General features: G+C 43.5%; 11 protein-coding genes and 1 pseudogene. 4 read left to right on the forward strand and 8 right to left on the reverse strand.

Features of this window, described 5'->3' with window-relative positions; genetic code table 11:
* Nucleotides 1-177 precede the first annotated feature (177 nt).
* Both SVI_RS01735 and groL read left to right on the forward strand, forming a co-directional pair.
* A complete protein-coding gene (locus SVI_RS01735; RefSeq protein WP_013049650.1) occupies nucleotides 178-468 on the forward strand; it encodes a co-chaperone GroES in 291 nt (96 codons plus the stop codon).
* Nucleotides 469-532: 64 nt separating this feature from the next.
* The gene (groL, locus tag SVI_RS01740; protein ID WP_013049651.1) at nucleotides 533-2173 is read left to right on the forward strand and encodes a chaperonin GroEL; all 1641 of its coding nucleotides are present in this window, start codon (nucleotides 533-535) and stop codon (nucleotides 2171-2173) included.
* Nucleotides 2174-3091: 918 nt separating this feature from the next.
* On the opposite strand, the pseudogene SVI_RS21785 reads toward groL, so the two are convergent.
* The 3 genes and pseudogenes from SVI_RS21785 to SVI_RS01755 all read right to left on the reverse strand — a co-directional run bounded on the left by SVI_RS21785 (nucleotide 3092) and on the right by SVI_RS01755 (nucleotide 6433).
* Nucleotides 3092-4152 (reverse strand): annotated as a pseudogene (locus tag SVI_RS21785) (alpha-amylase family glycosyl hydrolase).
* Nucleotides 4153-4818: 666 nt separating this feature from the next.
* On the reverse strand, nucleotides 4819-5901 hold the full coding sequence (locus tag SVI_RS01750) for a nuclease-related domain-containing protein (RefSeq protein ID WP_013049656.1): 1083 nt from the start codon (nucleotides 5899-5901) through the stop codon (nucleotides 4819-4821).
* 235 nt (nucleotides 5902-6136) lie between these two features.
* Nucleotides 6137-6433, reverse strand: coding sequence for a hypothetical protein (locus SVI_RS01755; RefSeq protein WP_041419578.1), 297 nt, complete (start codon nucleotides 6431-6433; stop codon nucleotides 6137-6139).
* Nucleotides 6434-6765: 332 nt separating this feature from the next.
* Here SVI_RS01755 and SVI_RS01760 point away from each other — a divergent pair, with 332 nt between their 5' ends.
* Nucleotides 6766-8568, forward strand: a complete 1803-nt coding sequence (locus SVI_RS01760; protein ID WP_013049658.1) for an acyltransferase family protein — start codon at nucleotides 6766-6768, stop codon at nucleotides 8566-8568.
* 78 nt (nucleotides 8569-8646) lie between these two features.
* Here SVI_RS01760 and SVI_RS01765 read toward each other — a convergent pair whose 3' ends face one another.
* The 5 genes from SVI_RS01765 to SVI_RS01785 all read right to left on the reverse strand — a co-directional run bounded on the left by SVI_RS01765 (nucleotide 8647) and on the right by SVI_RS01785 (nucleotide 13982).
* Nucleotides 8647-9201, reverse strand: coding sequence for an excalibur calcium-binding domain-containing protein (locus tag SVI_RS01765; protein WP_013049659.1), 555 nt, complete (start codon nucleotides 9199-9201; stop codon nucleotides 8647-8649).
* 165 nt (nucleotides 9202-9366) lie between these two features.
* Nucleotides 9367-10734, reverse strand: coding sequence for a TrkH family potassium uptake protein (locus SVI_RS01770; RefSeq protein WP_013049660.1), 1368 nt, complete (start codon nucleotides 10732-10734; stop codon nucleotides 9367-9369).
* Complete coding sequence (locus SVI_RS01775; RefSeq protein ID WP_041419579.1) at nucleotides 10731-11393, reverse strand: potassium channel family protein; 663 nt, start codon at nucleotides 11391-11393, stop codon at nucleotides 10731-10733. The genes SVI_RS01770 and SVI_RS01775 overlap by 4 nt, the downstream gene beginning before the upstream one ends.
* A gap of 491 nt (nucleotides 11394-11884) precedes the next feature.
* Nucleotides 11885-12136: a DUF2999 family protein gene (locus SVI_RS01780; RefSeq protein WP_013049663.1), complete on the reverse strand. Its 252-nt coding sequence runs from the start codon at nucleotides 12134-12136 to the stop codon at nucleotides 11885-11887.
* A gap of 121 nt (nucleotides 12137-12257) precedes the next feature.
* Nucleotides 12258-13982, reverse strand: a complete 1725-nt coding sequence (locus SVI_RS01785) for a PPC domain-containing protein (protein WP_013049664.1) — start codon at nucleotides 13980-13982, stop codon at nucleotides 12258-12260.
* A 297-nt stretch (nucleotides 13983-14279) separates the two neighbouring features.
* On the opposite strand from SVI_RS01785, the gene SVI_RS01790 reads away from it, so the two are divergent.
* Nucleotides 14280-14786, forward strand: a complete 507-nt coding sequence (locus tag SVI_RS01790) for a peptidylprolyl isomerase (RefSeq protein ID WP_013049665.1) — start codon at nucleotides 14280-14282, stop codon at nucleotides 14784-14786.
* Nucleotides 14787-14947 lie beyond the last annotated feature (161 nt).

Genomic DNA, 14947 nt, shown 5'->3' on the forward strand with positions numbered 1-14947 from the left:
TGCGGCTTTTATAAAAGCCGGATAAAAAAAATGAGATTATTTCTGTAAAAACCTTGGTTCTCGCCTAGATGGCCCCATATCACCAACATCAAGCGACTTAATTTACATGAAATTTCGCCGTTAAATTTTTATTTGCCTGCCTTATTATGTTGGCAAAATCATTAGGAGAGTCCATAGATGAACATTCGTCCATTACATGACCGTGTCATAGTTAAGCGTTCTGAAGTTGAATCAAAATCTGCTGGTGGCATAGTACTGACTGGTAGTGCTGCCGAGCAATCGACTCGCGGTGAAGTACTTGCAATAGGCAATGGCCGAATTCTTGAGAATGGTTCTGTTCAACCACTAGACGTAAAAGTGGGTGACATAGTGATCTTCAACGAAGGTTACGGCGTTAAGAAAGAAAAGATTGATGGTGAAGAAGTTCTGATCCTTTCAGAATCTGACCTAATGGCTGTAGTGAGCTAAGCACTTGCTAAGAACTCATTGAGTTTCAACATCCCATTCAAACAAATTTTCAAGGATAAAGAACATGGCAGCTAAAGAAGTATTATTTGGTAACGACGCACGTGTAAAAATGCTTGCGGGCGTAAACATTCTGGCAAACGCAGTTAAAGTCACTTTGGGCCCTAAGGGTCGTAACGTAATTCTGGATAAGAGTTTCGGCGCACCACTGATCACCAAAGATGGTGTCACAGTGGCTAAAGATATCGAACTTGAAGACAAGATCGAGAACATGGGCGCACAGATGGTTAAAGAAGTTGCTTCTAAAGCCAACGACGAAGCCGGTGACGGTACCACTACCGCTACCGTTCTTGCTCAAGCAATTGTTAACGAAGGCCTTAAAGCCGTCGCTGCTGGCATGAACCCAATGGATCTTAAGCGCGGTATCGACAAGGCTGTAGTTGCCGCTGTTGCCGAGCTTAAAAACCTATCTCAAGAATGTAGCGATTCTCAAGCTATCACTCAGGTTGGTACTATCTCAGCTAACTCAGACGAGACTATCGGCCAAATCATCGCAACAGCGATGGATCGTGTAGGCAAAGAAGGCGTTATTACAGTTGAAGAAGGTCAGGCTCTGGAAAACGAGCTAGACGTAGTAGAAGGTATGCAGTTCGATCGCGGTTACCTGTCTCCATACTTCATCAACAAGCCAGAAACTGGCAGCGTTGAGCTAGAAAGCCCATACATACTTCTTGTAGACAAGAAAGTGTCTAACATTCGTGAGCTACTGCCTATCCTTGAAGGTTTGGCTAAGACTGGTAAGCCACTGCTTATCGTCGCCGAAGACGTTGAAGGTGAAGCACTAGCGACACTAGTCGTAAACAACATGCGCGGAATCGTGAAAGTTGCTGCCGTTAAGGCACCAGGTTTCGGTGACCGTCGTAAGGCTATGCTACAAGATATCGCTATCTTGACTGGCGGCACAGTTATCGCTGAAGAGATTGGTCTAGAGCTTGAGAAAGCGACTCTAGAAGATCTTGGTACAGCTAAGCGCGTTATCATCACTAAAGATGACACTACTATCATCGACGGTAATGGTGAAGAGAGCCAAATTAAGGCTCGCGTTTCACAAATCAAGATCCAGGCTGAAGAGTCTACATCTGATTACGACAAAGAGAAGCTACAAGAGCGCATGGCTAAGCTAGCCGGCGGTGTTGCAGTTATCAAGGTCGGTGCAGCTACCGAAGTTGAGATGAAAGAGAAGAAGGCACGTGTAGAAGATGCACTTCACGCGACTCGCGCAGCAGTCGAAGAGGGTGTTGTAGCCGGTGGTGGTGTTGCTCTGGTACGTGTTGCTAGCAAGATTGCTGACATTGAAGTACTTAACGAAGACCAGAAGCACGGCGTAGTTATCGCAATTCGTGCCATGGAAGCTCCTCTACGCCAGATCGCCGCTAACGCAGGTGAAGAAGGTTCAGTTGTTGCTAACAACGTTAAGAACGGTACTGGTAACTACGGTTACAACGCAGGTAACGACACTTACGGTGACATGCTTGAGATGGGTATCCTAGATCCAACTAAAGTGACTCGTAGCGCGCTACAGTTTGCAGCATCTATTGCTGGTCTGATGATCACCACAGAATGTATGATTGCCGATGTACCACAAGATGCTTCTGCACCTGATATGGGTGGTATGGGTGGTATGGGCGGTATGGGCGGCATGATGTAATTTTGCTTTTTTTGCTGGTCTAAATCGGTGATAGCTGCGTTCCTTTACTGCTCGTTTAAGAAAAACTAAACGTCGCGGTAAAGTGCCTTGCTCTAACACGATTTATCCGGCGCCAAAATTAGTAAAAACATTTGCTGGTCTAAAGCCTAACAGCTTAAAGCCAAACCGTTGAAAGCCTCAGTAACTTGAAAGAGTACTGAGGCTTTTTTGTGTCTGGAATATTTACGCCATATCCCATGGACGGGGAGATGTGGTATTTGCACATGGACTTCTCGGAGTTGAGAGTTATCCCCGAAGACCATGGATAGTCTTGGAGGGGATTAGTTTTCTAGCTGCCAGCGCGGCGAGCTACACCGTTATTCCGGCGATGCTTTTAGCCGGAATCCATTCTGTCATCCCGGTGTTCTTTTGGGCCGGGATCCACTGCTTTGTTCTTAGTTTGTAGGCTAACCAAGCTGCTTTCCTTTACTGCTCGTTTAAGAAAAACTAAACGTCGCGGTAAAGCGCCTTGCTCTAACACGATTTATCCGGCGCCAAAATTAGTAAAAACATTTGCTGGTCTAAAGCCTAACAGCTTAAAGCCAAACCGTTGAAAGCCTCAGTAACTTGAAAGAGTACTGAGGCTTTTTTGTGTCTGGAACATTTATGCCATATCCCATGGACGGGGAGATGTGGGTTTTGTTTTCTAGCTGCCAGCGCGGCCTACTACACCGTCATTCCGGCGATGCTTTTAGCCGGAATCCATTCTGTCATCCCGGTGTTCTTTTAGGCAGGGATCCATTCTTAGCTTTGTTATTTTAGGCCTTAGGGCCAAGGTAAGTCGTGGAATTCTATTCCCCCAGCCATGGTGAAGAATAGGGCAAGGAGGATTCTGTCCCTGACCTATCTTATTGGCTGGATGCTTGAATATGAGCGAGCTTACGGAGATGGATGGAGTGCATTGCTGCTGGCTTTACCTTTACACCATAGTCCACAGTTATGCTGCTGTTTGAAAGCACACATAGCATCCCAACGACCACTAATACCACTGTATTGGCGGCGAAACTCTTTCGCTGAGGTGATCCAAGCCTCGGGCGCTATGCCAAGTTCATTGAGTAATTTAGGCAGGCTTGAATCAATAAAACCTTTCTTATCAGGCCTAATAGCTCTGCCAGTCCAATCGATAAGTTGTAAATAATCACAGAAATGAAATGGGATACCTGATTGAGTCGCTAGATGGGTAGCACCATCGAATTGGGCAAGTGGTTTGAGTGGCTCACTCGAAGTTGCTGCTGATTTATCATCATGTGCTTTAGTGTTTTTATCAGAGGTACTTAGCTCGGTAATGCGCTCCTGAATAGACGTATAATCAGATGCTTGAAGTGTGTTGGCAATCCCTGCCCTGATAGGATTTAAATCCACATACATCATGCATGCTAGCAGTGCTTGTTCATCGAGTAAGGCTTGGCTCTTAAAACGACCCTCCCAGAAAGCGCCTTTACATCCATCCTCACGATTGGCCCGACGCGCTATGTCTTCATTAAGGCACCTCAACTATTCATTAAATCAAGTGCACGAGATACTGGATAGACGTTCATGCCATTCAGCCAATAACCCATCAAGAAGTAACCGCTCACCCTCGATTAAGGCATCGCCATTCATGTATTTAGTCGCGACATCATGACCTTTAGTCACCTTACACCAAAGCTCAATTATCTCGCGGTTAGACAGCGAATTCGCTCTATCAAGGTCAATTTTCAGCACTAGATGATAGTGATTGTTCATCACCGCATAGGCACAGACATGGATACAAAAAATAGCAGACAGAGCCTTAACCTTAGATTCCAAGGGGAGCCGACAATCCAGCCGCGTCTATGCTCATAGCTTTTACCTGTCAGTTTATCTTCGCCGCAGAGGTAGGCCCTTCTAACACAACGATTAATGATGTGATAAAAGGGTGTCGATTCTGGATCGATGAGTGCTCGTCGAGCTGAAGTCATAATCGTTATCCTGAACAACACTGAGTTGAGGTAACTTAAAGGTTAGTAGAGGATTATCTAAAGCACAAAAGATATGCCTGTCCTGTCTTTTGATAAAGAGAGGATTCAAAATTTAATTTTGTTCTGACCCAATCAAGTATTGTTAAATAGACTTTATGTGTCTCTTTTTACTTCTCGGCTTAGTTCCGCTACTTAATGTCTCTTTTACCGTATTTAGAAATACTATTTCGGTAAGAAATATATGAGATAACACACAGAAATACTAAACATACCACGCTAAAACCTAACCCACGAAGTAAACCATTTTCTATCGAAATGAATCCACCACAAACCAACAACAAAAGTAAATAAACTATTATTTGAACTTTATATAATCTAAAGAAATTCATTCTCATTTAACCTTATTATATATTTTCTTTCACTGTCTTATCGGCTACAGCAATTCCCAAATCTGCGGCTTTGTTTGCAAGCCCAGTCGCAGCAGAAGTAGTTTGTCCAGCAGTGTTTCCAATCATAGCACTTCTAGTTGTCCCAGAAATCTGGGATGCAATGCCTCCAGCATTCGACATACTATCAAGTTTGCCAGCAAATGAATTACCAACTTTACCACCAACTAACCCACCAGCGGCTCGAATAAGTGGGGTCAGAGTAAAATTTCCCTAAGCTCTAAATCACCTGCTGGCCACAACCACACTCTTGGCAATTCAGCGTGTAGGTATCTCTGCGTTTCTGCACCTTAGTATTCTTGCTTTGGCACTTTGAGCAGGCCTGTTTCATCGGCGTGTTCTTAGTGCATATGTTGCATTTAACGTAGTAACCGAATTTGCCATGCATTGGGGAGTAGTTCGTTGATTCTCCGCAATGTTTACAGCGTAATTCACTGTTAATTGTTTGAGTGCTTTGTGCGTGTTGGCTGGACTCTAGTTTGGCTTGCTGTGTTGTGCTTTGATACACGGCTGCAGGTACTTGTATCTGCTGTGGGTCGCTTATTCTTATGCTTGGGCTTATGGTTTCTGTGGTACTTGATACTTTGCGCTGGCTTTTTATGCTCTTCTCTACACTCTTTTCTATGTTCTTTTCTATGTTCTTTTCTATGCTCTTTTCTATGTTCTGTTCGAGCAGGAAGCTGGCTATTGATTCTAGCTCTGTCTGTGAGAAGTCAGGACGGGTGTCGGCAAAGTTAACCAGTCTCATGAACTTGTTTTTAATCTTCATGATGTTATTTAGCTTCTCTACTAGAAACTCTGATTTTACTAGCTTGTCTGAGATGGTGGCTGGTATGGTTTTTCTGTCTATAACGGCATCGCTGGATATGGCGCAGAGATGATCCCAGCAGCGCATGTTGAATCCTTGCTGTTTGAATCCTAGTAACTTGCTTAACATCTGGCTTTTATGTGCCCGTAACATCTCTTTTAATAGCGCTTGTTGTAACTCAACTTGTTTGATGGGTGAGGCCATACCTTGCCATTTTTTGTTATAGCTACGGGTCCATTCTTCTTGTTTGTTTACTTTGACATGGCCCTTGATGCTCTTGGATTCGATCAATATGAAACCATAGGGATAGATAATCAAGTGATCGATTTGCGCAGTTTCATCATTGAAAGTGAATTTGAAGTCATTGATGACCAGCACTTGCAGGTTATCTTTATATGCGCGGCGCAGGAAAAAGGCGACATTCGTTTCTTGCTGTTGACCAGCAATCGCTTGAGGTGACTTTGTGTTTTGCACTCGCTTAGTTTTGAGTATCATTTATCAACAGCATCCATTCACTGCTTTAACTCTGTCGTTTGGTAAGAGCTAGCAGTTTGATAATAATGAAATGATAATAGCCTTGTTATTACTGAAAAAGCTATTGATATTATGGACCTGCTTTGCAGTAGGGAGGCTGTCTATAGATAACTAGGGGCAGGAAATGGTGTCAGGTTTAGCTCGATATACGGGGCTTGTGGCCCCGTATATCGACAGTCATACCGATTGGTACTAATTAACTCTTGCTGCTTTTGGTGTCTTCCTCTTCGGGAAATGCAGCTTCAATCTTTTCTAATTCTTGTTCATCTCTAAGCTTAATAGCTTCTTGTGCTTTAACCTTAGCTTCTTCCAGAAGCACTGCTTGTCTTTCCTTAAGGCTGTGCTTCTCTGATTTAGTCAGAAACTTAAAGGCTTTCTTATTGGCTAGTGCGTAGGCAACGACATCTTCGCCCTTTACCCTGCGCTCATCCACACGTTTTGAAAAACGATCGTTATCGCGGGCTTTGCGCTCTTCGGCATTTAACTTGCTCATATATTGTATCCTCATTAGTTAATCACGGTAGGTTTCACTACGCTCAGTCAAACAAATGAGAGCTGTTGCACATTCATAAATCTGATAGCCGGATTTTAGCATAAGATGCCTTTCAATCCCCATTGTCAGTTAAATTGACTCGACTTTATTTTGCTAATGCCAGAACGGGATAAGCGCCATTAACTAGGTACTGAGTCAGGACCTGCTAGGGCTAATATTCGTCTGCTCTATGTCTTGTCTATGCACTAGACTTTGGTTTAAAAGAAATAAGGTTTAAAAGAAATAACAATTTAGCTAGGTTCTGCCATTGAGTCATTCTGGGGGGCGGTGAAATGTCGATGAAGTATCGTGGGGATATACAGATAGTTAGGGGCGTCGCTGTTCTTCTTGTCGTGCTATATCACCTTGGTGTGCAAAGCATACAGAGCGGGTTTCTTGGTGTTGATATATTCTTTGTCGTTAGTGGTTTCTTGATGGCTGGACTCTACGATAAAGATAAAAAATATGAATTTATAATGAAAAGGGCTAGGCGCTTGTTGCCTGCCTATTTTACCGTGATTTTCGCCACCTTAATCCTCTCGCTTTTTATCGCTACCCCCAATGAAACACAACAAGTCGTCCAGCAAGCGCTATACGCCACAGTATTTGCTTCCAATATTGGTTTCTGGATGCAAAATACCTATTTTAGTAATACTGAGTTTAGCCCTCTACTTCACCTTTGGTCTCTGGGTGTTGAAATACAATTCTATGTGATAGTTCCTATTATCGCGGCATTGTTTGCCAGGGCTCGGGGCTTACTATTTTTGACCTTCTTGTTGTCTTTGATTCTGTGTTTTATTGTTGTCGGCATATCGCCAAAAACTTCCTTTTTTATGATGCCGTTAAGGCTTTGGGAGTTTCTAATTGGTTTTGCTTGTGCTTATTATTTTTGTAAAGAGGGAGGGGCAAGATTCAGCCACAAACCTTGGCTAGGTTTCGCGGCATTTCTGGTACTTATATTCATTCCCTTTATGAAGGTCGATGGCACATCACTGAGTGTATTCACTGGGCATCCAGGAGTATTTTCATTGCTGGTGTCTGTAGCAACCGCAATCCTGTTGATATTTGGACTACCAAAAGCGGTAGAAAAGTCTCTGTTTGGCTCTGTTTTTATCAAGTTAGGTAACTATTCATATTCAATTTATCTGGTTCATTTCCCTATCTTGGTTCTCTATTTGACCGAGCCATTCTCTGGCACGATAACTCAAGCCTCAAGCTGGCTTGATACGGCTATTATGCTGGTGCTAATCATTCTGTCGTCCTTGCTTATGTATCATTTGGTTGAGAAGGGGGTGAGGACGCATTCTATTGCCCGTTTAATCGCTGCACCTGTGATATCAATCGCTGGGCTAGCCTTGTTATTGCCTTACTTACAGTACTCAAATTTGCCACTTAAGGAGCAGCAGATTTTTAATGCCTTCTCTGATCGTTCTACATATCGTTGTGGCAAATTGATCCGCATAATTGAGCCTAAAGCGATTTCCTGTGAATTAACCGACAATAGTTCCGTCAGCAAGAAGCGGCTATTGCTTGTAGGTAATAGTCATGCAGATTCAATTAAGACAGCCTTTGCTACATCGGCGATAAGAGAGCAGGTATCATTATTTTTTGTGGTGTCTAATAATTCGCTATTGAAAGGGGGTCTCTCTCCACAAAGAATTGTAAATGAAGCGGCTGCTAGAAGTATTGATACCATAGTGCTTCATTTTTCAGATGAAGCGATCGACACCAAGAAGGTGCAAGAGGTGGTGAGTCTGGCCAATGATGAAGAGATAAATGTGGTATTTATTGCCCCTGTCCCCGCCTGGAGTGAGCATATTCCTAAGGCCATGTATGACCATTTAAGGAATAAAGCTGACCTTCCTCAGAAAAGTAGGAATATGTATTTAGCGCAGAATAAGGCAGTGATCGACGATATTAATAACATCAATCTAGACAATTTTCGCAGCGTCTCAGTTGTAGAGTATTTTTGTGATCCACTATGTAGCTATTCGTCCAGTGATGGCACTCCATATTATTTCGATAAGCATCATCTCACCTTAACCGGAAGTAATATTTTATCTCCGTTATTCTCTCAAATAATCAGAGAGTTGTAATAGGCACACTTAGCTGGATTATTTGGGGGAATAGCCTTTTCTCCCCATAGACCAGCCTTTAAGTAGCCCTTTATGCCATTAATATCCGCAGTGTTGTTTTTCACAGGGAATGCCGTCGTTATCACCGTCCATCTTAGTTCCCAGGCAGTTGTTAATGTAGAAGTTGGCCTCTGCACATGATTCCATCTGGCTGCAGTGTTGTTTTCCGGCTTCGCAGTGGAAATTCTCTTTAGGCGGAGTCCAGGATATCTGTTTAGTGGCAGGTTCCTGGTAGAAACTCTCTTTCGGCTGAGCCCTGGGTATATGCTTGGCGGCTGGTTCCTGACGGAATTCAATGGTGACTTGGGCTGGGGTGTTTGATTCGGCGGTTATGGCTTCATATCGTTTAAAGCCGAATACCCCAAGCCCTAGAATGATCAGCAATGGAATGAGCATGACACTGGATGATTTACTTTGGTGCTGGCTGTTTCTGCTTTGGCTTTTGGGGATTTGATTGGTGCTACTTGCATGTCTGGGAGCGCTTGAAGCTGAAACAACTGCGATACCTTCTATGCTGGCCTTGATGGCTCTGAGCTTGCCATCGACTTGTTGCTGAGTCCTATATTCTATGGAATTGAGCTTAGTGTCTGTCATTTTGATGGGGTTTGTTTTTATAAGGGGGCGATGGGGGATTTTAAGGTTTTGGTCTTGGTCTTGATTAAGTCGCTAGGTATGCCCCATCACTCTCCAGACTAGGGTCAAAGCTGAGGAAAAAAGGTAAAACGGACGCAAGTTAGCTCGCGTCCGTTTTATATGCCATTAACCAGCAAGTACGTTATCTTCTGGATATTTTAGTAAGGTAGGTTTTGGCTTGGCTAACAAATAAGCCAGTGTCAGAGGTCCTATACGACCTATCACCATCACTACTATCATTATGTACTTACCCGCTTCGGATAAGTTGGCAGTCAAACCAGCAGTTAAACCCACGGTTGCAAATGCCGAGATAGTTTCGAACATAATCTGCTCGAAAGGTGCATTCTCTGTGAGCATAAGAGCAAACATGGCTAATGCTAATATGATGCCACTAATGACTATGATGGCTAGGCATTTAGTGACGGTTCTAGAAGGCACAGTTCGTTTAAATAGGATGACATGAGGACGTTGTCTCAGAAAAGACCAGGTGGCAACCGCTACAACGACAAAGGTAGACACCTTTATGCCTCCGCCTGTCGATGTGGAGCCTGCGCCAATCAGCATCAGAATGATCATGATAAAAAATGCCCCCTGAGTGAACATCGAAATATCGACACTGTTGAAACCTGCCGTTCTAGCTGTCACTGACTGAAAGAAGGCCACTAACCATTGTTGGCCTAAATCTAGCTGACCCAGGGTATTAGGGTTGTTATGTTCCAACAACCAGAACATCAAGGTGCCGAATATGAGCAGGCAAGGGGTGGCAAGCAGCATTAGCTTAGTGTGTAATTGTAAATGGTGAAAACCATTAGAAAAATTTCGCCTAATATCCGAAATAACCGTGAAACCTAGACCACCAGATATTATCAGGCCTGCTATGGTGAAGGTGATCATAGGATCTGTGGCATAGGAGCTCAAACTATCAGAAAACAGTGAGAACCCTGCATTGTTGAAAGCTGAAACTGCATGGAAAAGAGCGGCAAATAATCCCTGTTTCCAGCCCATTTCGGGCACCCAACGTATGGCTAGGAAAATAAAACCTAACAATTCGGCGATAATAGCGAAAACTATGATGTGCTCAACTAAGCGCTTGATATTAATTGACTTATCTTGACCTAAGGCTTCCTTGGTCAATGCCTGCTGGCGTAGGCTTAGTCGTTGGCCGAACATATAGAGTAAGATCGCAGAGAGTGTCATCTGGCCTAGGCCACCTATCTGCATCAAGAACAGCAATAATATTTTACCACTTGCCCTGAAATGCGTACCTGTATCGACAACACCTAAGCCGGTGACACTGATCGCCGAAGTCGCTGTAAATAGGGCATCGGTAAAGCTTAACCCAGTCACAGAAAATACCGGCAGAGTCAGTAGTAATGCTGATGGAAATAAAATAGCGAAAAAACTGCACAAAATGATCTTAGGTTCAGACCATTTCACACCGGACTTTTCAGCCTTAATAGGGAAAAAGGTATTCCTGTGTGCTATGAATCTCATCGTCGTCTTAATACTTCAATTAATTTTTCTTTCTGACCGGTTAAAATCAAGATGTCATCTTTTTCGAATAGGGTATCCGGTAACGGGTTTTTATCCACCACTACGCCGCGCTTCAATGCCAATAAATTAATATCGCTGCTTTGATAACAGGGATGTTCAATGAGTTTACTGCCGTAGTATTTTTCATAAATACCTATCTCAGCCAATGCGATACCTGAGCCCAGATTGATAAATTCAAAAATATGATGATCTAACATGTGATGGGCTATTCTGATCCCCATGTCGCGCTCGGGTTGCACCACTTTATCAGCACCTATCTTAGTCAAAATTTTCGCATGGAACTTATTTTTAGCTTTAACCCAGACAGCTTTGACCCCAGCTTCTTTCAGTATGAGTGTGGTCAGTATGCTCGAATTTACGTCTTCACCTATTGCCACCATGGCCAGATCGTATTCATCGAGTTTCAACTCAGATATGGTGTCTTCATCGGAGCAGTCGGCTACTATGGCCTGGGTTACGAATTCTGCTGCCTTACGCACGTTTTTCTCATCGATATCGATGGCGAGTACCTGGGCTCCTTCTTGACTCAACTCATGGCAAAGTGCCATGCCGAATCTACCTAAACCAATAATAACAATATATTTATTTTCAGAGGCCATGTTTAATCTCAGATTGTTTTTGCCATAAAATGAAACATACTTATGCATGTTTTTGGCGTAAGTAATAATAATCGTGACGGATATTGCCCTCTATGATTCTATTTGTCTAGCCGGGCATTATAATTTGCGATCTTGCCTTAGGTAGGGAGGGCTAGGGGCGGAGGTCTTTGATATATGATTGGCTATTTGGTGAGATTGCTATGAATAAATTCTTGGCTGTTGAGGCTGTAGGTTTATTTTTGCTTCTGTAGCTTGGGGTTTATGTTCTGCTGCTTATGCTCTAGAGCTGGGCTAGCTTTGGCGGATCTTAGTGGAGTATGCCTGCAGGTTTACAGTACAATTTACAGTGCCAGTATATGAGTTGTTTCTGTTTACTCTAATGCCTCTCAAGAAAGAACAAGGCCAGCCACAAGTCTGATTACAATGAATTGTGGCTGACATTATTAACTATTTTGATCTGCTTTTATAAGAAGCACTTTAACTGTTTGGGCTTATTTATCTAGTTGGGCTTTTGCGGCTTCAACTTTTGAGAAATCCAGACCTAGTTCAACTACGGCTTCTTTTATCAGTGCAGGATTTTGCATGACCAGTGCCATCAGCTGTTGTAGCTTTTCTGGTGGAATACCTAACTGGCCGATTATGGCCATGGCTGCCATTGGGTTTTGGGTCAGAGTCTGGAACAGATCTTTAATCTGGGTGTCACTGACCTTGTGCTCTTTTAAGATTGCAAGAATGGGATTCATTGCGCTGCCTTATATGATGTGTAAGTTAAACAGGCGTCGATTCTATCATTCATCAAAGCGCATTCCTGAGCTTTGAAGAATAAATTTACCTGCTGACTATGAATTAGTATCTAAGGTGTTGTTATTTTTTTTTGATGAAACGTAAGCTCATATCTGAATAGGCGCTAGAGGCTTTAACCATCACTTCATAGATACCTTTTTCTGGGGCATTAAATGTGCAGACTTCGTCATTATTTTTACTCGAAGAGCCACAGTCATGGATTGTGGAGGTCGGGACGGCTTGGTATTTCACATATAAGTCTGCATCGCCGCTTCCGCCGGATAGTTGGAAGATTAATTTAGCCGGCGAGGTGGTGAGGTCATAATAGTAATACTGCTCGCTACCTAGTTTGCCTGCTATGGTGATAGCTGCTCCTTTCACCAGTTCTTTGGGGGCGATGGTCACTTTAGCTATCAAGGATACACCGCTTGTGACTGTGCTGCCATCGACCATCACATGATATCGACCAGCTTGTGGCGAGCTGTATAAGCAGGTTTCTTGGTTGTTATTCTTAAATGGCCTACAGTCATAATCTGCAGTTGTTGGTGCGGTCCCCAGTTTCACATACAAGTCGCCATCTCCGCTCCCCCCAGAGGTTGCTATCGTCAGTTCCGATGCCTCTACATCAAGATCATAATAAAACGTGAGTTTCTCAGCCAGTTTATTCGTGATAGTGATGGCTGTACCGTCGGATAATGCTTGGCCTGAGGGGTCAATAGTGACAGTACAGCGAGTTCCACCATTACTTATAATTTTAGCCGTCACATCATTCATGAAGGTGATGGCGTGATCGGCTAATTTAGAATTGGTATCTTGAGTTGCAACGTTCCAGGTCCAGGCTCCACAAGCATTATTAACCCGGGTTATCCAGTCAACAGCCTTACTCAGTGGCCAAACACTTAGTCCCGAGTTCCAGGTATTACCCAGAGGCATAAACATGTGGCCTAGTGACTTATGACCCGCTCCATCGTCAACATAGCCATTTGAGCTTGCCTCAATGGACTCCACCATAGGCAGGTTTATATCGTTACTTACCGTTGAACGCCTAAGTGGGGTTGGATGACCAGAAGTATAATCTTCGTATCCGGGATTATTATTAATTAAGGGGACTTTTTGCCCCTTATTAAAGGCCAGGATGACAGCAGGATTGGCCGCTTTGGTTATCTTGTGTAGTAAAGGAATGTTGGCACAACTAGAATGATCAAACCACCAGCCGTCAATCAAGCTGCCATAACGCTGTGCATACTCAGCAATAATCACTTCGGCGTAGGCTTTTTTATAATTATCATCTGAGGCGGAACCATATTTGTTGGTGACCCATTTCGCCCAATTGGTCATGCTTTTAGAGCTCCAGTGTCCATTTGCATCTTGCACACCATCGAAGGCATATGCAGCGCCATGCTTTAACATGGCGGGACCTTGAGTGGCTGCGTAGGCGATGACTTTAATACCTGCCGCGTGAAAGGCTTTAGCCAGCTCCCCAAATAGATCTCTGTCGGCATTGGGTGTCGAATCTGGGTTTAAAGTGGTCAGTATAGAATGGGGAGCAAGGTAAGCATCTCCATGTGCTGCATCACTCAAGTTAAAAATCACGTAGCTTATACCGTCAATGGTTTTAATCTGATTAACCAGAGTATCGACATCATAATTTTCGATATTATCTTTTCGATCTGCATTAATTCTAAAGCCAACCCCGACCTTGCCCTCCATCCAGACGGCTTTACTCTCTGTGGCGTGAACTTTTGGGGCCGATATAAGCCCAAGGATTAAAGTACACAAGATGCACAGTATTTTATTATTATTCATTTAATTCTCTTCTACTGGGTTAAATAGCACCGCTTATATTAGCTTGTGGTGATTAACGGTATCAGTGACTTTACCTGTTTCTTTTATTAATGTTAACCGTATGTGCTGATTTGATGGGTGTTTGCTTGTTATATCAACTGCACTCAGGAATTCATCTTTAAAAGCATCAGGGCAGAGCAGATTAATGGCTTATTTAACTGCTGGCTTGCTTGTACCTTTCTACAAAAGCTGCCGCTTTAGGTATACTGGTATTCATTTCTATTCTTTTTTAGCCCATTGACTAAACTGGCAGACATTATGATTATTTTTACGACCAACTTAGGTGACATTGAGATTGAGCTCGATTTCGAACGTGCGCCTGTGAGTGCGAAGAACTTCCTTAAATATTGTGAGGATGGCTTCTATGAAGGCACTATTTTTCACCGTGTGATTAAGGGCTTTATGGTCCAGGGCGGCGGCATGACTGTCGATCTGGAAGAGAAGCCCACACGTGCGGCAATTGTTAATGAAGCCAATCGTGGCCTTAAGAATGTCAAAGGCACTCTAGCCATGGCTCGCACCGATGCACCGCACTCAGCCACCGGCCAATTCTTTATCAATCTTGGTAATAACGATTTTCTCGATCACACTGGGACTACCAATGACGGTTGGGGCTACGCCGTATTCGGTGCTGTCACTTCAGGTATGGACGTGGTTAGGAAGATGGAGAAGGCCAGAACCACCTCGAAGATGGGACACGATGATGTGCCGCGCGAACCTATTATCGTCGAAAAAGTCACGATTAATTACCCGGATAAGCGCTAGGTTTTAATCTTGTTTCAATGCTAAGTAATATGGTTTTTAACCATTACTTAGCATTTGGCGGAATATAATCTTATTATATTTTTTAGCCTTAGCGTCGGCTGCCTAATCTAGCTGCTGGGCAACATCTCTGCTGGTATTATTCTGCTACGGAGTCGTTGAGA

Origin of the sequence: Shewanella violacea DSS12, from assembly GCF_000091325.1 — a bacterium.
GTDB classification, from domain to species: Bacteria; Pseudomonadota; Gammaproteobacteria; order Enterobacterales; family Shewanellaceae; genus Shewanella; species Shewanella violacea.